This window comes from Pantoea sp. BJ2, from assembly GCF_040255075.1.
Taxonomy (GTDB): Bacteria; Pseudomonadota; Gammaproteobacteria; order Enterobacterales; family Enterobacteriaceae; genus Pantoea; species Pantoea leporis.
In genome coordinates, this window is the sequence record NZ_CP158292.1 from 2,934,534 (window position 1) to 2,954,310 (window position 19,777).

General features: G+C 57.6%; 19 protein-coding genes. 5 read left to right on the forward strand and 14 right to left on the reverse strand.

Annotated elements, in window-relative coordinates:
• A complete protein-coding gene (locus AAF463_RS13540; protein ID WP_101763632.1) occupies positions 1-780 on the reverse strand; it encodes a helix-turn-helix transcriptional regulator in 780 nt (259 codons plus the stop codon).
• 94 nt (positions 781-874) lie between these two features.
• Here AAF463_RS13540 and AAF463_RS13545 point away from each other — a divergent pair, with 94 nt between their 5' ends.
• Together AAF463_RS13545 and flk are read left to right on the forward strand one after the other, a co-directional pair.
• Positions 875-1,780, forward strand: a complete 906-nt coding sequence (locus AAF463_RS13545) for an EamA family transporter (RefSeq protein WP_350260941.1) — start codon at positions 875-877, stop codon at positions 1,778-1,780.
• Positions 1,781-1,892: 112 nt separating this feature from the next.
• A complete protein-coding gene (gene flk, locus AAF463_RS13550; protein ID WP_101763630.1) occupies positions 1,893-2,924 on the forward strand; it encodes a flagella biosynthesis regulator Flk in 1,032 nt (343 codons plus the stop codon).
• Here flk and AAF463_RS13555 read toward each other — a convergent pair.
• Complete coding sequence (locus AAF463_RS13555; RefSeq protein ID WP_350260942.1) at positions 2,921-3,364, reverse strand: rhodanese-like domain-containing protein; 444 nt, start codon at positions 3,362-3,364, stop codon at positions 2,921-2,923. The two genes, flk and AAF463_RS13555, sit on opposite strands and share 4 nt — an antisense overlap.
• 86 nt (positions 3,365-3,450) lie before the next feature.
• On the opposite strand from AAF463_RS13555, the gene AAF463_RS13560 reads away from it, so the two are divergent.
• Positions 3,451-4,887, forward strand: coding sequence for a PLP-dependent aminotransferase family protein (locus tag AAF463_RS13560; protein ID WP_350260943.1), 1,437 nt, complete (start codon positions 3,451-3,453; stop codon positions 4,885-4,887).
• On the opposite strand, the gene AAF463_RS13565 is transcribed toward AAF463_RS13560, so the two are convergent.
• Positions 4,850-6,031, reverse strand: a complete 1,182-nt coding sequence (locus tag AAF463_RS13565) for an MFS transporter (protein ID WP_350260944.1) — start codon at positions 6,029-6,031, stop codon at positions 4,850-4,852. The genes AAF463_RS13560 and AAF463_RS13565 overlap by 38 nt on opposite strands.
• Positions 6,032-6,249: 218 nt before the next feature.
• Entirely contained in the window at positions 6,250-7,470 is a 1,221-nt protein-coding gene (fabB, locus tag AAF463_RS13570) for a beta-ketoacyl-ACP synthase I (RefSeq protein WP_110866552.1), read from the reverse strand.
• 153 nt (positions 7,471-7,623) lie between these two features.
• Between fabB and mnmC the strand changes: the two genes are divergently transcribed.
• A complete protein-coding gene (mnmC, locus tag AAF463_RS13575) occupies positions 7,624-9,636 on the forward strand; it encodes a bifunctional tRNA (5-methylaminomethyl-2-thiouridine)(34)-methyltransferase MnmD/FAD-dependent 5-carboxymethylaminomethyl-2-thiouridine(34) oxidoreductase MnmC (protein WP_350260945.1) in 2,013 nt (670 codons plus the stop codon).
• 29 nt (positions 9,637-9,665) lie between these two features.
• On the opposite strand, the gene AAF463_RS13580 is transcribed toward mnmC, so the two are convergent.
• The 6 genes from AAF463_RS13580 to prmB form a co-directional block, all read right to left on the reverse strand.
• Complete coding sequence (locus AAF463_RS13580; RefSeq protein WP_008101252.1) at positions 9,666-9,947, reverse strand: YfcL family protein; 282 nt, start codon at positions 9,945-9,947, stop codon at positions 9,666-9,668.
• 30 nt (positions 9,948-9,977) lie between these two features.
• Positions 9,978-10,523, reverse strand: a complete 546-nt coding sequence (locus AAF463_RS13585; protein WP_110866550.1) for an elongation factor P hydroxylase — start codon at positions 10,521-10,523, stop codon at positions 9,978-9,980.
• A gap of 66 nt (positions 10,524-10,589) precedes the next feature.
• Positions 10,590-11,387 carry a sulfite exporter TauE/SafE family protein gene (locus AAF463_RS13590; RefSeq protein WP_101763625.1) on the reverse strand — a complete coding sequence of 266 codons (798 nt, stop codon included), beginning with the start codon at positions 11,385-11,387 and terminating at the stop codon, positions 10,590-10,592.
• Positions 11,388-11,395: 8 nt separating this feature from the next.
• Positions 11,396-12,220, reverse strand: coding sequence for a penicillin-insensitive murein endopeptidase (mepA, locus tag AAF463_RS13595; RefSeq protein ID WP_101763720.1), 825 nt, complete (start codon positions 12,218-12,220; stop codon positions 11,396-11,398).
• An 8-nt stretch (positions 12,221-12,228) separates the two neighbouring features.
• Positions 12,229-13,314 (reverse strand): chorismate synthase, encoded by a 1,086-nt coding sequence (aroC, locus tag AAF463_RS13600; protein ID WP_101763624.1) that lies wholly within the window; start codon positions 13,312-13,314, stop codon positions 12,229-12,231.
• 46 nt (positions 13,315-13,360) lie between these two features.
• Positions 13,361-14,293 carry a 50S ribosomal protein L3 N(5)-glutamine methyltransferase gene (gene prmB / locus AAF463_RS13605; RefSeq protein WP_350260946.1) on the reverse strand — a complete coding sequence of 311 codons (933 nt, stop codon included), beginning with the start codon at positions 14,291-14,293 and terminating at the stop codon, positions 13,361-13,363.
• Between the two features lie 160 nt (positions 14,294-14,453).
• Here prmB and smrB point away from each other — a divergent pair, with 160 nt between their 5' ends.
• Positions 14,454-15,002 (forward strand): endonuclease SmrB, encoded by a 549-nt coding sequence (gene smrB, locus AAF463_RS13610; protein WP_101763622.1) that lies wholly within the window; start codon positions 14,454-14,456, stop codon positions 15,000-15,002.
• 55 nt (positions 15,003-15,057) lie between these two features.
• Here smrB and sixA read toward each other — a convergent pair whose 3' ends face one another.
• From sixA to AAF463_RS13630, 4 genes are all read right to left on the reverse strand, one after another.
• Positions 15,058-15,540 (reverse strand): phosphohistidine phosphatase SixA, encoded by a 483-nt coding sequence (gene sixA / locus AAF463_RS13615; RefSeq protein ID WP_101763719.1) that lies wholly within the window; start codon positions 15,538-15,540, stop codon positions 15,058-15,060.
• A 195-nt stretch (positions 15,541-15,735) separates the two neighbouring features.
• Positions 15,736-17,865: a fatty acid oxidation complex subunit alpha FadJ gene (fadJ, locus tag AAF463_RS13620; RefSeq protein ID WP_350260947.1), complete on the reverse strand. Its 2,130-nt coding sequence runs from the start codon at positions 17,863-17,865 to the stop codon at positions 15,736-15,738.
• Entirely contained in the window at positions 17,865-19,175 is a 1,311-nt protein-coding gene (fadI, locus tag AAF463_RS13625; RefSeq protein WP_137386218.1) for an acetyl-CoA C-acyltransferase FadI, read from the reverse strand. Before fadI ends, fadJ begins: the two co-directional genes overlap by 1 nt.
• A 166-nt stretch (positions 19,176-19,341) precedes the next feature.
• Complete coding sequence (locus tag AAF463_RS13630; protein WP_101763619.1) at positions 19,342-19,638, reverse strand: YfcZ/YiiS family protein; 297 nt, start codon at positions 19,636-19,638, stop codon at positions 19,342-19,344.
• Positions 19,639-19,777 lie beyond the last annotated feature (139 nt).

Below are 19,777 nucleotides of genomic sequence, written 5' to 3' on the forward strand. Positions count from 1 at the left end.
TTAACCTAACCGACTGCGATAGCGATCGGGCGTGGTACCGGCCTGCTGCTGGAACATCACAATGAGCGCCGACGCCGAGCTGTAACCCAGCTCGTGAGCAATGCCCTGCACGCTGCAACCCTGCTCCAGCAGCGCGATAGCACGCAGAAAGCGTAAACGCTGCCGCCACTCGCTGAATGACATATTCAACTGCTGCTGACAGCGTCGCGCTAGCGTACGCTCGGTGGTGAACACGCGCTTCGCCCATTGTGCCAGCGTGGTGTTATCGCCGGGATGCGCTTCAAGCGCGCGCAGAATCGGCGCGAGGAATTTGTCATCCGACATCGGCAAAAAGCTGTTATGCACCGGCGCCAGACGCAGCCGATCGATCAACACTTCACACATGCGCCAGTCGGCTTGCGTTTGCGGCTGCTCCAGTTCACGGCGGGCAAAATCATTCATGATGGCGTGCCCAATGGCATCGACATGCAATAAACAGGCTTTATCCGGCAGGCCCGCGCAGAGATCGGCGGCGAGATTAAAGGTGCGAAAACGCGCTTCGTTGTGATTGTAGCTGCTGTGACGATGGCCGGCCGGAATCCAGATCGGGATATCTGCGGGCGTCAGCAGACGTTCGCCCTCCACTTCCATCTCCAGCACGTGGCTGGTGACGAAAATCACCTGACCCCAATCATGCACATGGGTGAGGTATTCGGTTTTGGCGTTGACCTCGTCATAACGCATGAAGAAGCGCAGCAAAGGCGCATCAATCGGCGGCTGGTATTCGACTTGTAGATTCATTCTGTCCGGTCACTAACAAATATTGTCCGATTTTAACTATCTACTTTAAACCGGTCAAACGTAAACTATTCGCGATTATCTGAGGAGCTGTATCATGAATTTACTGTTTCCGCTGATCGCGGTATTGATCTGGTCGATCAACACTATCGTCAGCAAACTCTCGGCGGGAAGTATCGATCCTGCGGCGATCTCCTTCTATCGCTGGCTGCTGGCGCTGGTAGTACTAACACCGTTTTGCCTGCCGGGCGTGTGGCGCCATCGTCACACCATTAAAGCCAACGGCTGGCGATTGCTGTTCCTGGGTCTGCTTGGCATGGTGCTGTATCAAAGTCTCGCCTATTACGCGGCGCACAGCGTTTCTGCGGTGATGATGGGAATTCTCGGCGCGACCATTCCGCTACTGACCATCCTGCTCAGTCTGGTTGTGCTGCGCCTCGCGCCGACGCGCGGCATTCTGATTGGCGGCGTGTTGTCGTTCGCTGGTTTGGTGTGGCTGGTAAGCGAAGGCGACCCGGCACAGTTGCTAAATCAACGGCTCGGCAATGGCGAATTGATGATGCTGGCAGCATCGACCTCGTACGCCTTGTACGGCGTGCTGACCAAACGTTGGGCGATTCCGCTGCCGACCTGGCAAAGCCTGTATGTGCAGATTTTCTTTGGCGTGCTGCTGTTGCTGCCTGGCTTCCTGCGCGCGCCGGATGTCACGATCAACGAGCACAATCTGCCGCTGGTGCTGTATGCCGGGCTGTTTGCGTCGATCATCGCGCCGTTCCTGTGGATCCTTGGCGTGCAGCGTCTGGGCGCCAGCACCACCAGCATTTTTATGAACTTCGTACCGGCATTTACGGCCATTATTGCCGTGATGTTCCTGCATGAGCAGCTGCATGGCTATCACTGGATTGGCGGCGGCATGACGTTAGTCGGTGTTATTCTGGCGCAACGGCTGAAAACCCCGCTGCGTAAGCCGCGTAGCGCGACTCTTCCCGATCCCGCCGCCTGATTTTATTATCCGGAAAGGCCGCAGCCCCCGTGGATTTCCTGGGGGCTTTTGTTATGATGTGGCCTCTTTTTTCCGGCGCACCCGGATCTGACCCGTTTTCAAGGATTCCGCCATGCAACCTCTCAGCGGTCCCGGTGTGCCCGCGGGCGATCGTTCCCCTTTATCTCAGGCCACTGGCCCAACGCGACCTGGCGGTCCAGCCGGTGAGCAGCCGCTCTCTCCTGCCCAGCGCACCACGCTGGAACGTCTGATTGTTCGCATTATGTCTTTAAGTACGCTGAAAGCGCCGGAACTCTGGGCTGGCGTGCGGCATGAAGTCGGGGTAAAGAGTGAGGCGGAGCTGCAATCGCGCCACTTTCCGGCGGCGGAGCAGCATCTCAACGGTCGCTTAACCCAGGTGCAAAATAGTCTTGCTACGCGCCAGCTGCTGCAACAGCTGCTGGAAAAATTGCCGCAGGGCAATAATCGCCAGGCGGTGAGCGATTTTATTCGTCAGCAGTTTAACCAAACGGTGTTGAGCGCGTTGTCGCAGGATCAGCTGCGTCAGGTGCTGACGATGTTGCAAAACGGTCAGATGGCGATCCCGCAGCCGCAGCAAACGCGCGTGTCCGATCGCAGCTTGTTGCCGGCAGAACAGCAGTCGCTGAATCAGCAGGTGACGCGCCTTGCAGCGAAAACCGGTGAATCGCCAGTGAAACTGCTGGCCGATACGCTGAAGCTGGTGAATCTGAAAAGTGGCGATCCGATTCCCTCACGCCACTTCCCGCTGCTGACGCAATATTTGCAGGTGCGCCAGACGCTGGCTCAGCACAGTGCGCCAACCTTGCAGATGCTGGAAACCTCGCTGCGTCAGCCGTTAACCCATGATGAGCAGCGACTGCTGGAAGATTACAGTCAGCAACGTTTCCAGGCGCTGCCGACCACCGTGCTGACGCCAGCGCAGACGCAGGATCTGCTGAATCTGCTGTTTAGCCGCCGCGCCGAGAAACTGCACGAACAGCCGCTGGCCGATAGCGAAATTCGGCCGCAGCCAATCTGGTCGCCGTTTATCCAGATGCTGCCGCAGCCGCTGGCGCAGCGCCCGGCGTTAACGCTGATTGTCGGCATCTTCCTGTTTATCTTCCTGCTGTGGCTGTTTATTTAGCAGCCACAGTTGGCAGCGGGCGTGGCGTGCGGCCACTCACCCGCTGCCGCGCCCCACGCCATCGGATGGTCATCGCGTTTCCAGAAATCCAGCCCGCCGATTAACTCTTTAACCTGAAAACCCAGCGACGCCAGCTTGAGCGCGGCTTTGGTTGAGCCGTTACAGCCGATGCCGTCGCAATAGGTGATGTAAACTTTGCTGCGATCGAGATGCGCCGTAGATTCCGCATTCACGGTGCGATGCGGAAACGAAAGTGCACCGCAAATGTGTCCAGCCTGATAAACCTCATCAGAGCGCGCATCAATCACCACGATCGCCGTGATGCCCTGCGCCAAATCCTCTGCTAAATCCCACGCATCGGTGTAGTACGCCAGTTTATGTTGCAGATACGCCACGCTCTCGCTGGCGCTGACTGGGGCAATTTTTAAGACCGCTGACATCGCATTCTCCTGTTGTGATTTCCCCGCAGTTTACGGCAAAGTGGTCTGCATATTGATACCACTTCCACCATAGTGATAAGACCACCGTGACCACATCTTTTCTCGCGCTGTTTAGCCATCAAACTCAGGGCGGTTTACGTGAGCGACTGTGCAATACTTTGCGCCAGGCCATCGCCAATGGGCATCTACGGCATGAGCAGAAACTGCCGTCCAGCCGCCAGTTAGCCACGGACCTATCGCTGTCGCGTGTTACGGTGGAGGCGGCGTATGCGCAGCTTGAAAGTGAAGGTTATCTGCAGCGTCACGGCGGACGCGGGACGTTTGTTTCGATTCGCATGGCTTCGCCCACCAGCAAAACCCGCACCGAACGCTCACCACACTTTTCTCAGCGTGGCCTGCAGGTTTTGGCAACGGGCGGCTGTCAGGATCCGCCTTTTCCACACGCCTTTGCCGCCGGTTCACCCGAGTTACGCGCCTTCCCACATACGCAGTGGCGTCGCATCAGCAATCAGGTGCAGCGCTCGCTGGGCAGCAAAGTGATGGGTTACGGCGATCCGCTTGGATTGCCATCACTGCGGCAGGCGGTGGCGGATTATCTGGCGCTGTCACGCGGCGTGCACTGCACCGCGGAGCAAGTGGTGATCCTCACCAGCTCACAGCAGGCGCTGCAGTTGCTGGCGTTGATGTTCCTTGATGCGGGTGACGAAGTGTGGCTGGAAGAGCCGGGTTATCCCGGCGCGCGCAACGCGTTTCTTGCCGCCGGTGCGCGCTGTCGCGCCATGCCGCTGGATGCAGAAGGCGCAGTGCCGCTCAGCGGCAGCGCGAAACTGGTCTATCTGACGCCGGCGCATCATTATCCCACCGGCACAGCAATGAGTCTGGCGCGGCGCTTGCAGTGGCTGACGTGGGCGCGGCAGCAGGATAGCTGGCTGATTGAGGACGATTACGACAGCGAATTTCACTACGAGGATCGCCCGGCTCCGGCGCTACAAGGATTAGCCGCGGATGGTCGGGTGATTTGCCTCGGCACTTTCTCCAAAACGCTGTTCCCGTCGCTGCGGCTGGCGTGGATGGTGGTACCGCCACAACTGGTGGAACCATTGGGCCGCGCGCGCAGTGTGATGGATGGTCACAGCGCATTGCTGCCGCAGGCGATTTGCGCAGAGTTTCTGCAACAAGGCCATTTTGCCAGCCATTTGCGCCTGATGCGTCAACTCTATCGCAGCCGACGTGACTGCTTGCTGCAGCAGATCGAAACGCGCTTAACACCCTGGCTTGAGCCGCTGCCGGCGGCTGGCGGCTTACAGTTGGCGGTGCGGCTATTGCAAGGGGATGAAGCGCGCTTAACCGCCGAGGCGAAAGAGAGCGGATTGTTGTTGCCGCGCCTGTCGCCGCTTTATGCCGGTGAAGTGCAGCAAGCGGGCTGGCTACTGGGCTTTGCGGCGCTGACACCCGGGGAGATTGTCAGCGCCTGCGATAAGCTGGTTACGCTGTTGTCGCAGCCCGCGCAAAGCTCCAGGTAACCAGAATGCCCAGCGCCGCACAACAGGCTCCCGCGACATAGACCGAGCCGTAACCCAGCGCCGTCGCCAGTAAGCCGGTCAACGGGCCGCTGGCACCGTACGCGATATCCTGAAATGCAGAGAAACCGCCAAGCGCGGTGCCGCGAATCTGTGGCGATACGCGTTTAATCACTTCAACGCCCAGCGCCGGGAAGATCAGCGAGCAGCCGCAGCCGGTCAAAGCCGCGCCAATCAGCGCCATCCAGCCAGAAGTGGCGAACGCCAGTAGCAGCAGACCGGCGGTTTCCACCAGCAAAGAGATCATCGCTACTTTTACGCCGCCGTGACGATCCGGCAAGCCGCCAAAGAATACGCGCACCAGCACAAACGCACAGCCGAAGGCGGTCAGCGCAAAACCGGCGTTGCCCCAGTTTTCCGCAGCAAAATAGAGTGACGTAAAGGTGCCGATCACCGCAAAACCGGTGCCCTGCAGCGCCAGCGCCAGTCCCGGCTGAAAGATGGTTTTCACTACGCTAAGCAGCGATGGCCGCTCGCCGCCCACCACCGGCACTTTGCGGATCCAGCCATTTATCACCAGCGACAGCAGCGGCAACAGCAGCGCAACCGCACCGAGAGCAGCAAAGCCGCCGTGCTGATTGATCAGCAAGCCGAGAGGTGCGCCAGCCGCCAGCGATCCATAAATCGCCATGCCGTTCCATGACATCACTAATCCGGAACGTTTGCTGCCCACCAATCCCATGCCCCAGGTCAGATTGCCGGTCAGCAGCAGGCTTTCGCCGAATCCTAACAGCAAGCGCCCCACTGCCAACAAACCAAACTTCATCCACGGAGAAACCGGTAACAACGCGGCCGCCAGATACGCCACGCCCACCAGCGCGATGGCCAGCATGCCGTGCTGAGTGGTGAGTTTCGCACCGTGTTGATCGGCTCGACGCCCGGCAAAGCTACGCGTCAACAGCGTGGCGAAGAACTGTATTCCCACCGCCACGCCAACCATTAGGTTACTCATGCCGAGTTCATGATGGACATACAGCGGGATGACCGGCAGCGCGAGGCCAGCGGTCAGATAGGTGAGGAATACCGCAAAGGAGGTGCAGGCCAGCGGCATAACGGATTGCGTTTGCGCGTCAGCAGTCGTGGTCATGGTGGGTCGAACTCCTTGTAATAACCAGACACGCGCTTGCTGCCAAAACAGAAACGGGATATTTGGTTCACACTAAGCTAAAAGTGATAATTTTGTTTCGGATGGAGTGGGAGTGTAGGCAAGCTGAAGGTGGAATGTCAAAACAACAAGGGCCGGATAACCGGCCCTTGTGATATTGCTAGCATAATTAGGTCGCCATGAATGGCGATCCTACGGGATTATGCTGGCAACTTACGCATGGTCAGAGTGGCGTTAGTCCCGCCGAAGCCAAAGCTGTTCGACATCACGGTGGTCAGCGCTTTATCAGTCGGTTTGGTCACGATGTTCAGACCTTTGCCCGCTTCATCCAGCTCTTCCACGTTGATGCTTGGCGCGATGAAACCGTGCTCCAGCATCAGCAAAGTGTAGATCGCTTCCTGCACGCCCGCCGCACCCAGTGAATGACCGGTCATGGCTTTAGTGGCAGACAGTGATGGGCAGTTATCGCCGAACACTTCGCGAATCGCACCCAGCTCTTTCACATCACCAACCGGCGTAGAAGTGCCGTGGGTGTTGAGGTAATCGATTGGGGTATCCAGACCTTGCATCGCCATCTTCATGCAGCGCACTGCGCCTTCGCCTGAAGGAGCTACCATGTCTGCGCCATCTGAGGTTGCGCCGTAGCCCACGATCTCAGCATAAATGTGTGCACCACGTGCCAGAGCGTGCTCCAGCTCTTCAACCACCACCATACCGCCGCCGCCGGCAATGACGAAGCCATCACGGTTGGCATCGTAAGTACGTGAGGCTTTTTCTGGCGTTTCGTTGTATTTGGTCGACAGTGCGCCCATCGCATCGAACTCACAGGCCATTTCCCAGCTCAGCTCTTCACCGCCGCCAGCAAATACAATGTCCTGTTTACCCAGTTGAATCTGCTCAACCGCGTTACCGATGCAGTGTGCAGAAGTAGCACAGGCTGAACTGATGGAGTAGTTCACGCCGTGAATTTTGAACGGGGTTGCCAGGCAAGCAGAAACGCCTGAACCCATCGCCTTGGTCACCACATAAGGACCGACCGCTTTCAGGCCGCGTGGGCTACGCATGGCGTCAGCACCAAATACCTGATAACGCGGAGAACCGCCGCCAGAACCGGCAATCAAACCCACACGTGGGTTTTGCTGATACTGTTCGTCAGTCAGGCCAGAGTCTTTGATCGCTTCGGCCATTGAAAGGTAGGCATAAATAGAGGCATCACTCATAAAACGCACGATTTTGCGATCGATGAGCCCGTTGGTATCCAGTTTGACGTTGCCCCATACGTGGCTGCGCATACCGGCATCTCTCATCTCTTCAGAGAAAGTAATACCGGAACGGCCTTCACGCAGAGAAGCCAGCACTTCTTGCTGGTTATTACCAATGCTGGAAACAATACCCAGGCCAGTAATCACTGCACGTTTCATTCAATAATCCTCGTTCCACATATTTGGATGTGGTGCACTCTAGCGTACAGTTGTAAGCCGAACAAGTCCGATCAGCCATTTCCCTTTGTAAATTTGCGTCATGTGACGTCTATCGCTAAACTCGCGCCACTGCCTGAAATATGAGCCTTTCCCGTGAAATTAACCCCGGTTGAACACGCCCAAATAAACTGGAATGAACAGGGTACACCTGTGTCCCGAGCGTTCGGCGACGTCTATTTCTCCAACGATAATGGACTGGAGGAAACGCGCTATGTGTTCCTTGATGGCAACCATATTCCGCACCGTTTTGCTGAACATTCACGCGATTTATTTATTGTCGCCGAAAGCGGTTTTGGGACTGGTCTGAACTTTCTTACCCTGTGGCAAGCCTTCGATCGCTTCCGCAATGAGCAACCCAACGCCACTTTGCAGCGTCTGCACTTCATCAGCTGCGAGAAATTCCCGCTGACGCACGCCGATCTGGTGGCTGCACATGCCCATTGGCCGGAGCTAAAGCCGTGGGCCGAACAGCTGCAACAGCAGTGGCCGCAGGCGTTGCCGGGTTGTCAGCGCCTGCTGTTTAACGGCGGCGAAGTCACGCTGGACCTCTGGCTTGGTGATATTAACGCGCTAATTCACACCTTTGATGACAGCCTCAATCGTCAGGTGGATGCGTGGTTCCTTGATGGCTTCGCGCCGGCAAAAAATCCTGAGATGTGGACGCCAGATCTGTTCGCCGCGATGGCGCGCCTCGCCCGGCCGGGCGGCACGCTGGCGACTTTTACCGCGTCGGGGTTTGTGCGACGCGGGTTGCAGGACGCCGGTTTCAATATGCAGAAGCGCAAAGGCTTTGGTCACAAGCGTGAAATGCTGGTCGGCGTGCTGGAGCAAGCCGCTGCATTGCCGCACAGCCAGCCGTGGTATGCGCGCCCGCCGGCAGGCAGCAATGAAGTGGCGCTGATTGGCGGCGGCATCGCCAGCGCAGTATTGGCGCTCGCGCTGCTGCGACGCGGTTGGCGCGTAACGCTCTACTGCGCCGATGACGCGCCCGCGCTGGGCGCATCCGGCAATCGTCAGGGCGCGCTCTATCCGCTGCTGAATCAACATGATCCCGCGCTGGCCACCTTCTTCCCGGCGGCTTTTGGTTTTGCCCGACGTCTGTACGATCGGCTGCCAGTGGAGTTTGAGCATGACTGGAGCGGCGTGTTGCAGCTGGGCTGGGATGATAAAAGCGCGGAGAAAATTGCGCAGATGCTCAACATGGCATTGCCGCATGGCATCGCGTACGGCGTTAATAAAGAAGAAGCGCAACAGCTGGCGGGCGTTGAACTTGATGTTGGCGGGATTTTTTATCCGCAAGGTGGCTGGCTGTCACCTGCACAACTGACCAGCAATCTGCTGGAGTACGCGCAATCGCGGGGATTACGCCTGCACTGGCTGCATCGCGTCACGCAATTAACGCGCGATGAAGATCGCTGGACGCTGCACTTTGATGAGCAGCCGCCGGTGCAGCATTCCCAAGTGGTGCTGGCGAATGGTCACGCGTTGCTGGAACTTGAGCACAGCAAAACGCTGCCGGTGTACGCGGTGGCGGGACAAGTGAGCCACGCGCCGACCAATCCGTCGTTGGGCGCGCTACGCACCGTGCTGTGTTACGACGGCTATCTCACGCCGGTCAGCCCGAACTTCGCCACCCATTGCATCGGCGCCAGCTATCATCGTGGCGATACCGCCACGGATTTCCGCACCGACGATCAGCAGGAGAATCGCCAACGGCTGATTAACTGTCTGCCGCAGAGCCAATGGCCGCATCAGGTTGATGTGTCCGATAACCAGGCGCGCAACGGCGTGCGCTGTGCCACGCGCGATCATCTGCCGATGAGCGGCAGCGCGCCAGATTATGAAGCGACACTCACGCAATACGCCGATCTGCCAGAACAGCGTGCGCGCGGTGCAAGCGTAGCCGATGCGCCGGTGCATAACGGTTTGTTTGTGTTGGGCGCATTAGGTTCGCGTGGTTTATGCAGCGCACCGCTGGCGGCCGAAGTGCTGGCGGCGCAGATGAGCGGCGAACCGCAGCCGCTGGATGCAGCCACGCTGGCGGCGATGAGTCCAAATCGCTATTGGGTGCGAAAACTGCTGAAGGGTAAAAAAGCGGGTCGATAATCTGCGGGGCGAGCGATCGCCCCGAGACGTTAAGCGGTTTGACGTGCCTGCAGGAACAGATTGTCCCACATGCCGGTGACCAGCGCCTGATCGCGTGGTGACAGTTCGCCAGCAGCAATGGCTTTTTGCAGGCTGTTGGTGACGTGAGTTTGCAGCGCTTCCGGCGTGTGTTCACCGCTCAGCTCAATCTCCGCCACTGCCAGGGTCAGATGACCACGCAGATAGCCGCCTGCAAACAGCTCGTCATCGCTGGCGTGATCGACCATGTCATCAATCAGGGCCAGAATGCGGGTTTCAAATTCTACGATCATCTCTTCCTCTCTTCTTATAACCTTCGCGGATTACAGATCTTCCGGCCAGGGGAATTGTGCCGCCGTCAGTGGCGGCGTGCCGTAATAATTCGTCAGTGCATCGATGAAGCGAGCTGGTCGTGCCGGAATGCCCTGCTGCAGATACGTCATCACCTGTGCATGCACTTTGCGCTGAAACGCTATGCGATCTGGCTCACAATCGCCTTCGAGATTGTCACAACTTACGTTGAAGGGAAAGCCCGCCGCCACGCAGAATAACCACTCCAGCGCCTGCGGTTTTACCTCAACCGATTCGAACTGGCTCTGCGTTTGCGCATCGCGTCCGTCCGGACAATACCAATAACCAAAATCCACCAGCTTGCGGCGCGCTTCACCGGCAATGCACCAGTGGGAAATTTCATGCAGTCCGCTGGCGTAGTAGCCGTGCGCGAACACCACGCGATTCCACGGTGAGGTTTCATCCGCTGGAAGATAAATAGGTTCGTCGTCGCCTTTAATTAGACGGGTCTGAAAATCGTCAACGAAGCAGCCATCAAAGATGGCAATCAGCTGATCGTAATGGTGTGTTGTACTCATAATTTTTAATCTTTAAAAAAACCGGCGCCATTGTCGCATTGGCAGCCGGTCTTGACGAGAGTTGGATTACAGCGTGGCCAGCCAGGCCATCAATTCTGCGCCGTGACTGTCCCATAACAATTTAGCGCTCATTACCGCAGAAACGATCACTACCATTGGGCGAATCAGTTTCTGACCACGGCTCAATACCAGCCTGGCGCCGAGGCGCGCGCCGATAAAGGCGCCGAGCAACATAATCGCGCCGGTGCCCCACACCACTTTTCCGCCGAACATAAAGAACAGCAAACTGCCAAAATTCGAGGTGAAATTTAGGATTTTGGCGTGGGCGGTGGCTTTCGCCAGATTGAAGCCGCACAGCGTAACAAAGGCCAGCGCATAGAACGAGCCGGCGCCGGGACCAAAGAAGCCATCGTAGAAGCCGACGCAGCCGCCGCCCACCAGCGCATAGGGCAAACCGTGCAGACGACGTTCGCGATCGGCTTCGCCCAAACGCGGCATCAGCAGGAACCACAAACCGATGCAGATCAGCAGCAGCGGTAAGATTTGGCGCAGTACATCCGCTTGTAAGTGCTGAATCAGAATGGTGCCAGCAATCGCGCCGAGGAAGGTCATGGCGATATTCAGCCACTGCTCGCTCAGATTCACCGCACCACGTCGGATGAAATAGAGGCTGGCGGAGAACGATCCGCCGACCGATTGCAGCTTATTGGTGGCTAACGCCTGTGCAGGCGACAGCCCGGCAGCCAGCAAAGACGGCACGGTAAGCAGGCCGCCGCCGCCAGCGATCGAATCGATAAACGCCGCCAGCACTGCCACAAAAAACAGCACACAAAGGATGAGTGGGCTGACAACGAACCAATCCATTGAAATACCTACAGAAGATGCTTATCAAGTAAAGCCTGGCAAGACGGCGGCAATGGCGGCGGCGTTTTCTTCACCGGCGGCGTGCTGCCTGGTTTTTTCGGCAGGAACCAGCTGTCCAGCTCAGCGCCACAGCCATCGCCGGCCGGTTGAGGTGCCTGGTCTTCACATTCAAGGCTCCCCGCCGGGCATCGCAGACGCACGTGCATGTGCGCGCGATGGGCAAACCACGGACGCACTTTATTCAACCACGCGCGATCGCTGCCAGCATCGGCGCAAAGCTGCCTTTTGATTGCCGGATTGACGAAGATACGCGTCACTTCATCATCTTTCGCCGCCAGTTTAATCAGGCTATCGATTTGCGGCTGCCAGTGACGCGCAATCACCTGTTTATCATCGGCAGAAACCAGATCGAGCGGCTGCGGCTTGAGCAATTGCTGCGCCGTCCAGCGGGTTTTCGGCAGCTGCAGCCAGATATCGACGTCTAAACCCGTTTGATGGCTGGCGTGGCCGCTGCTAAAACGTCCACCCGCCGCCATGCCCATATCGCCAATCAGCACTTGTCCCAGCTGAAGCTGATGAACCTGGGTGCTGAGACGCTGAATAAAGGCGATCAGATCGGGATGGCCGAAATAGCGGCGCTGATCCTGGCGCATCACCTGATAATTGGGTGAGTTAAGCGGCAACTGCTGCGCACCCACAATACAGCCGTTGGCGAAGCCGCCAATCGACTGCGGGCTGCCGGCAATCGGCTGATGAATTTGCTGCCACGGCGTGGCGGCAACGGCGGCCGCACTGCATAGCAGCGCGGCACAGATAATGAGCATACGGCGCATCATCGGGCTTACCAGCGCGGAACGCTGCTGTTGACGTCACCGTTTTGCGCACGCTGGCGCAGCAGGTGATCCATCAACACAATCGCCATCATCGCTTCGGCAATCGGCACGGCGCGAATGCCGACGCAGGGATCGTGACGACCTTTGGTGATCATCTCGACTTCTTCACCCTCGCGGGTGATGGTGTTGCCTGGCACGGTGATGCTGGAGGTCGGTTTCATCGCCAGATTGGCGCTAATGGTTTGGCCGCTGCTGATGCCGCCCAGAATGCCGCCCGCGTGATTGCTCTGGAAACCGTTGGCACGGATCTCATCGCGATGTTGACTGCCGCGCTGATTGATCACCGCAAAACCGTCACCGATCTCCACGCCTTTCACCGCGTTGATGCTCATCAGCGCATGCGCTAAATCCGCATCCAGACGATCAAATACCGGCTCGCCCAGGCCCGGCGGCACGTTCTCTGCCAGCACGGTAACTTTGGCGCCGATAGAGTCACCCTCTTTTTTCAGGCCGCGCATCAGCTCATCCAGCGCTTCCAGTTTAGAGGCATCCGGGCAGAAGAACGGGTTCTCTTCCACGATGCTCCAGTCTTTCAGCTCGCAGGCCACATCGCCAATCTGCGCCAGATAGCCGCGCACCACGATGCCGTGCTTCATCTGCAGATATTTCTTGGCAATCGCCCCTGCTGCCACGCGCATCGCGGTTTCACGCGCCGAAGAGCGGCCGCCGCCACGGTAGTCGCGCAGGCCGTATTTCTGCTCGTAGGTATAATCGGCATGGCCAGGACGGAACAGATCTTTGATGGTGCCGTAATCCTGTGAACGCTGGTCGGTGTTCTCAATCAGCAAACCGATTGAGGTTCCCGTCGTCACGCCCTCAAACACGCCAGACAAAATTTTCACCTGATCCGGCTCGCGGCGCTGCGTGGTATAGCGCGAAGTGCCAGGACGACGACGATCGAGATCGTGCTGGATGTCGGCTTCCGTCAGCGGAATGCCGGGTGGCACACCGTCAACGATGCAGCCCAGCGCAATACCATGCGACTCGCCAAAAGTGGTTACGCGAAAAACTTGTCCGATGCTGTTTCCGGCCATGCTGGTTCCTTGTTGCGATGTTGCGGGCGAGCGCTCGCCCTCTTATTTAGTCTTTGTAAAATGAGAAGTGATGCTGTGCCGCCACGATTTGCTCGCGCGTCAGCATAAACACGCCGTCACCGCCGTTATCAAACTCCAGCCAGGTAAACGGCACGTCTGGATACTGATCGATCATGTGCACCATGCTGTTACCCACTTCGCAAATCAGCACGCCTTGTTCGGCGAGGTAATCCGGCGCACAGGCCAGAATGCGACGCACCAGTTTCAGGCCGTCGCTGCCCGCCGCCAGACCCAGTTCCGGCTCGTGGCGATATTCGTTCGGCAGATCGTCCATATCTTCCGCATCCACGTACGGCGGATTGGTGACGATCAGATCGTATTTCACCTGCGGCAAGTTGCGGAACAGATCGGCGCGGATTGGCGTGACGTGGTTCAGCAGGCCGTGCTCTTCAATGTTCTGCTCGGCGACAGCCAGTGCATCGGTGGAGATATCGACTGCATCCACTTCCGCTTCCGGGAAGGCGTAAGCGCAGGCAATGGCGATGCAGCCGCTGCCGGTACACATATCCAGAATGTGATGAGGCGAATCGCCGATCAAACCGGCAAAGCGGTTCTCAATCAGTTCACCAATCGGTGAACGCGGCACTAATACGCGCTCATCAACGTAAAATTCGTGGCCGCAGAACCAGGCTTTGTTGGTGAGATACGCCACCGGAATGCGCTCGTTGACGCGGCGAATCACGCGCTCAACAATGCGATGACGCTCGCTGGCAGTCAGGCGCGCATTGCGCATATCTTCTGGAATATCCAGCGGCAGCCACAGCGTTGGCAGAACCAGTTGGACTGCTTCGTCCCAGGGATTATCCGTGCCGTGGCCGTACCAAATGCCTGCCGCCGAAAAACGGCTGACAGCCCAGCGCAGCATGTCCTGAATGGTGTGCAGTTCATTCACTGCCTCATCGACGAATATCTTGTCCACGTAGCCCTCCGCAGGCCATAAAATCAATCGGCCGATAGTGTGCCACGAAGCCGGGCAGAATTCAGCGCAGCGAGGCGAAAAAGCTGACATTTGTTAACAGTAACGGTTAAGGTATGCCACCGGCTGTTTAATCAGCCTTTTCTGACCCAATCACAGAGCCATGAGTAAGAAAACGCCGCTAAGCCAGGACGATCAGGAGATGTTCCGCCAGTTAATGAGTGGAACCCGCAAGCTGAAACAGGACACTATCGTGCATAAACCGGTAGTGAAAACGCGCGAGGTACCGCTTAAACGCCTGCTTTCAGAACAGGTCGATAATAGCCATTATTTTTCAGACGAGTTTCAGCCGTTGCTGTCGAGCGAAGGTCCGGTGCGCTACGTGCGCGCGGATGTCAGCCATTACGAGCAGAAGAAATTGCGTCGTGGCGATTACACGCCAGAAATTTTTCTCGATCTGCATGGCTTAACGCAGATGCAGGCCAAGCAGGAGCTCGGCGCGTTGATTGCCGCCTGTCGCCGCGAACATCTGTTCTGCGCCAGCGTGATGACCGGGCACGGCAAACACATCCTCAAGCAGCAAACACCGCTGTGGCTGGCACAACATCCGCATGTGATGGCCTTTCATCAGGCACCGAAAATGTTTGGCGGCGATGCCGCACTGCTGGTGCTGATAGAGGTAGAAGAGTGGCAGCCGCCTGAATTACCGTGACGTGCCGCGCTACAAAAGGATAGGGCCGCGTTTGTAAGCGGCCCATAGAGCGGAATTACATCGCTTTAGCCAATTTTGACGGGCTGACCTGCCACTCCAGCTTGCCTTCGCAGGCCTCTGCATCAAAGTTTACGCAGGCTATTGCCGAGGTCGCGAACATCGGCGGCGCTTCCTGCGGGCAGAGTTCAGACACCAGATAACCCACCAGCGGCAGATGCGAAATCACCAGCGCCGATTTAACCCCTTTTTGTGCCAGCGCCTGCAGATAGCAAGCCACCATGCCCGGATCGCCGCCCGGCGTCAGTTCCGGTAAGACATCCTGCCCTTCTGGCAATTTCAGAGTTTCGCGCACCGTGGCGAGCGTTTGCTCGGCACGCAGGTAAGGACTGACTAATACCCGATCAATTTCTGGCGTTTTGCCGTTGAGCCAGCTCGCCATCGCTCTCGATTCATCACAGCCACAGAGTGTGAGAGGTCGAACGGAATCACTCGCTGCTTCCAGAGCTGCATCGCCATGACGCATGATAAAAACTTGCATAAAGCACCGCTGTTGTTTGTCGATATCGGCCGGTACCACAGCACCAGACGCTTCATTCTGCGAATGAACGGTGTGTTTTACCCCAATGGCTTCAGTATAGTCAACCGGTTGTTTATTAAATAAGCACATCTCAGAATGGTGCCGCGCTTACCGCTGCACGGCCCGCTGACTAACCCGCTGAATCTGTGCTCCTATTCACGATTGTGCAGAAGTGTAAAAATTCGTTTGCTGTTCTGACATTGCAATCAGCGCCTCACTCGGCGTAAAACGCTCGCCGTGCTGCTGCATTAATGACCTTAATGCTTTGACGATATCGCCAATGCCGCGCTGATCCATATAGCGGAACGGACCGCCAAGGAACGGCGGAAAACCGATGCCAAATACCGCCGCAATATCGCCATCACGCGCGTTGCGGATCACCGCTTCATCCAGACAGCGTGCCGCTTCGTTCAGCATCATCAATACACATCGCTCAGCGATCTGCGCTTCGCTCTGCTTCGCCTGCGGTTTGATATTCAGCAGTGAATAAAGGGAAGCATCGACTTTGCGTTTTCCCGGCCAGCGCGAACGTTGATAGAGGTAAAACCCTTTGTGATTTTTGCGCCCTTTTCTGCCGTCGGCCAGAATGGCGTTCGCGGCGTTGGGGGCGCTGAAACGTAAACCGTAAGCCTGCTCAAGAATCGGGCTGATTTTGCTGCCGACATCAATGCCCACTTCATCCAGCAGCTGCAGTGGCCCAACCGGGAAACCAAACTTCACCAGAGCGCGATCGATATGCTCAATCGGCTCACCTTCCTGCAAGCAGTGCATCGCTTCATTTATATAGGGCGCGAGAATGCGGTTAACGTAAAAGCCGGGACGATCCGCCACCACCACCGCCGTTTTGCCCTGCTGACGCGCCAGCTGCACCGTATTTGCCAGCGTTTGCGCCGAGGTATTGGCGTGAGGAATCACCTCCACCAGCGGCATTTTGTCCACAGGACTGAAGAAATGCAGACCGATCACGTTTTCAGGCCGCTGGGCTTTGGCTGCGATATCAGTAATTGGCAGCGACGAAGTATTGGAGGCGAAAATGGTGTGCGGCTGGCAATGGCTTTCGATTTCGCTGACCATCTGCTGCTTGAGCGCCAGATCCTCAAATACTGCTTCAATCACCAGATCGCGCTGGCTAAATCCCTGGTAATCGGTGCCACCGCTGATGCGCGCCATTTGCTGCTGACGTTCGGCGGCTTTTAGCTGACGCCGCTTCACCTTGTTGCTCAGCAGATCCCAGCTGTATTGCAGCGCATGATTCACGCCGACCAGATTGATGTCTTTAATGCGCACCGGCAAACCGGCTTTCAGCGCCGTAACGCTGGCGATGCCGCCGCCCATCAAACCGCCGCCGAGCACGCCAATCTGCTTCAGCACTTGCGGCTCGACACTGGCCATCGACTCTTTCTTTAAGGCAGTTGAGGCGAAGAACAAACTGCGCAGCGCGGCCGATTCTGGCGTCATCGTCAGTTGGCCAAAGGCGCGCGCTTCCGCTTCATGCCCGGCGCTGCTGCCCTGCTCCAGACCGATGCGCACCACGTCAAGAATGCGCTGGGCCGCTGGATAGTTGCCCTGGGTTTTGCTGTGGGTTTGCCGCTGCGCCAGCGAGAACAGCACCTGACGCGCGATTGGTCCCTGCAGAAAACGATCGCGGCGCGAAAGCTCCCGCCGTGCGCCTTTTCCTTTGTGTACGCGCGCAAGCGCCGTTTCCAGCAGAATTGATTGCGGCACCGCGTCATCGACAATCCCCAGCTTGAGCGCCTGTTTAGCGCGCAGCTGTTTGCCGGTGAGGATCAGCGGCAGCGCCTGCTGTACGCCAATCAGGCGCGGCAAACGTTGCGTACCGCCAGAACCCGGCAGCAGACCGAGCTGTACTTCCGGCAAACCGAGGCGCGTTTTGTCATCCAGCGAACAGATGCGCGCATCGCAGGCCAGCGCCAGTTCCAGACCGCCGCCGAGGCAGGCACCGTGAATCGCCGCCACCACTGGAAACGGCAGCGCGGCAATCATCGCCATCACATCTTGTCCCTGCTTTGCCAGCGCCTCAGCTTCCTGCGCCGTTTTGCAGTTGGCGATCATGCTGATATCCGCACCAGCAACAAAGTTGTCTGGCTTGCCGGAGATCAACACTAATCCAGCCAACTGCTGATGGCTGCGCGCTTCGTCCAGCACCGCTTTGATCTGCGGCACAAACTCGGCCTTCAGCGTGTTCATCTTCTCGCCCGGCACATCAATGGTGATCACACCGACGTGGTCGAGGCGCATGTGTAAATGAAAGGCGGATTCGCTCATTATTCGGCCTCCAAAACCATTGCCGTGCCCAGGCCGCCCGCCGCGCAGGCGGTGACCAATCCCAATCCGCCACCGCGCCGCCGCAGTTCCTGCAGCGTTTGCGTGATCATGCGTGCGCCAGTGGCGGCAAACGGATGACCATAAGCTATCGATCCGCCAAGCACGTTAAAGCGTTCTTCATTGACTTCACCTAACGCATGCGGACGATTCAGCACCTCGCGCGCAAAGCGTTCGTCACGGAACATTTTCAGGTTGGCTAAGGTTTGTGCGGCAAAGGCTTCGTGCATATCAATCAGCGTCAGATCGTTGAGCGTGATGCCGGCGCGCTCCAGCGCCAGCGGCGAGGCGTAGGCCGGTCCAAGCAGCATATCCTGCCAGACATCAATCGCCGTAAAAGCATAGCTGCGCAGATAGCCGAGCGGCTGAATGCCGAGTTCGCGCGCGCGCCCTTCACGCATCAGGATCACCGCTGCGGCACCATCGGTCAGCGGCGTGCTGTTGGCGGCGGTCACCGAACCGTGGCGACGATCAAACGCCGGGCGCAGTTTGGCGTAATCGGCGGCGCTGGCGTTGAAGCGAATATTGTTGTCCTGCTCGATGGGCGCTTTCCACGGCGGCACAAATGCGGGCATCACTTCCTGGCTTAACACGCCCGATTGCCAGGCGCGCGCCGCATGCTGGTGCGAACGCAGCGCTAACGCGTCCTGCTGTTCACGCGTGATGCCGTGACTTTTCGCCATCTGCTCGGCGGTATCGCCCATGCGTAATCCGGTAGAATACTCCGCTACCGCCGGTGGCACCGGCAACAGATCGCGTGGACGCAAACGACGCAGGATGCTGAGTTTTTGACTAAAGCTGCGCGCTTTGTTGAGATCCACCAGCGCACGCGCCAGAGTTTTACTGACGCCAATCGGCAGCACCGAGGATGAATCCGCGCCACCGGCAATGCCGGCATCGATGGTGCCCGCCATTAAACTTTCCGCCACGTTTGCCACCGCCTGAAAACTGGTGGCGCAGGCGCGGCTAACGCTATAGGCATCGGTATGCACGCCTAATCCGCTGCTCAGAACAATTTCACGCGCAATATTGGGCGCTTCCGGCATCTGCACCACCTGGCCAAACACCAGTTGATCGATAATCTCGACCGGTAATTCGCTGCGCGCCATCAGTTCGCTGATCACCATGCGCCCCAGCTCCAGCGCGGGAATGCCGTGGAAATCTGTAGCCTGGCGGGCAAAAGGGGTGCGTAATCCGTGGGTTATGGCGATACGTTCGCCCTGACGCGTCAGCAGCGGCTGCGCTTTGCTCATTGCAATCACCTGTATTTTTCGACCGGGGCATCATTGCCAAACAGGTCTGACCTGATCATCAGTGTTAACTAAGTGTTGCTAAGTAGCCAATAAGCAGAGGAAAAAAGTGCGAGGGAATACACGAAAATGAGTTAAGGCTGCCGAAGGGGTTTCGGCAGCGGCATGATTAGCGTAGGCCGAGCTGGAAAATCAGGGTTTCGGCCTGGCAGGCAAAGGTGAAGTCGATAGACAGGCGCACCGCGTCGCCTTCATTGGCAAAATCCGCGCGAATATCGCAAGGATCGGATTCCACCTGACGCGCGCGTTCAGTCAAATGCGCCAGCATCGCTTCCGCCGCATGGCGATCGGCAAACACGCCAGACCAGCTTGCGGTGCAATCGGTGTTATCCATCACGGTTCCCACATCGACACAGCAGCAGGCCGCCGTTTCGTTGGCATTACACTTTTTAATGGCATCAGTCATGATTCTCTCCTGACGATAATTTCAACATAATCGGATTATTTTCTGCCGCAAAGTGTACGCCTGCTGCGTTTTCACATCCACGCTCAAGCCGCTAAGTGACGAATATCACACTAAAAATTGATCCACAGCAAAATTGAAC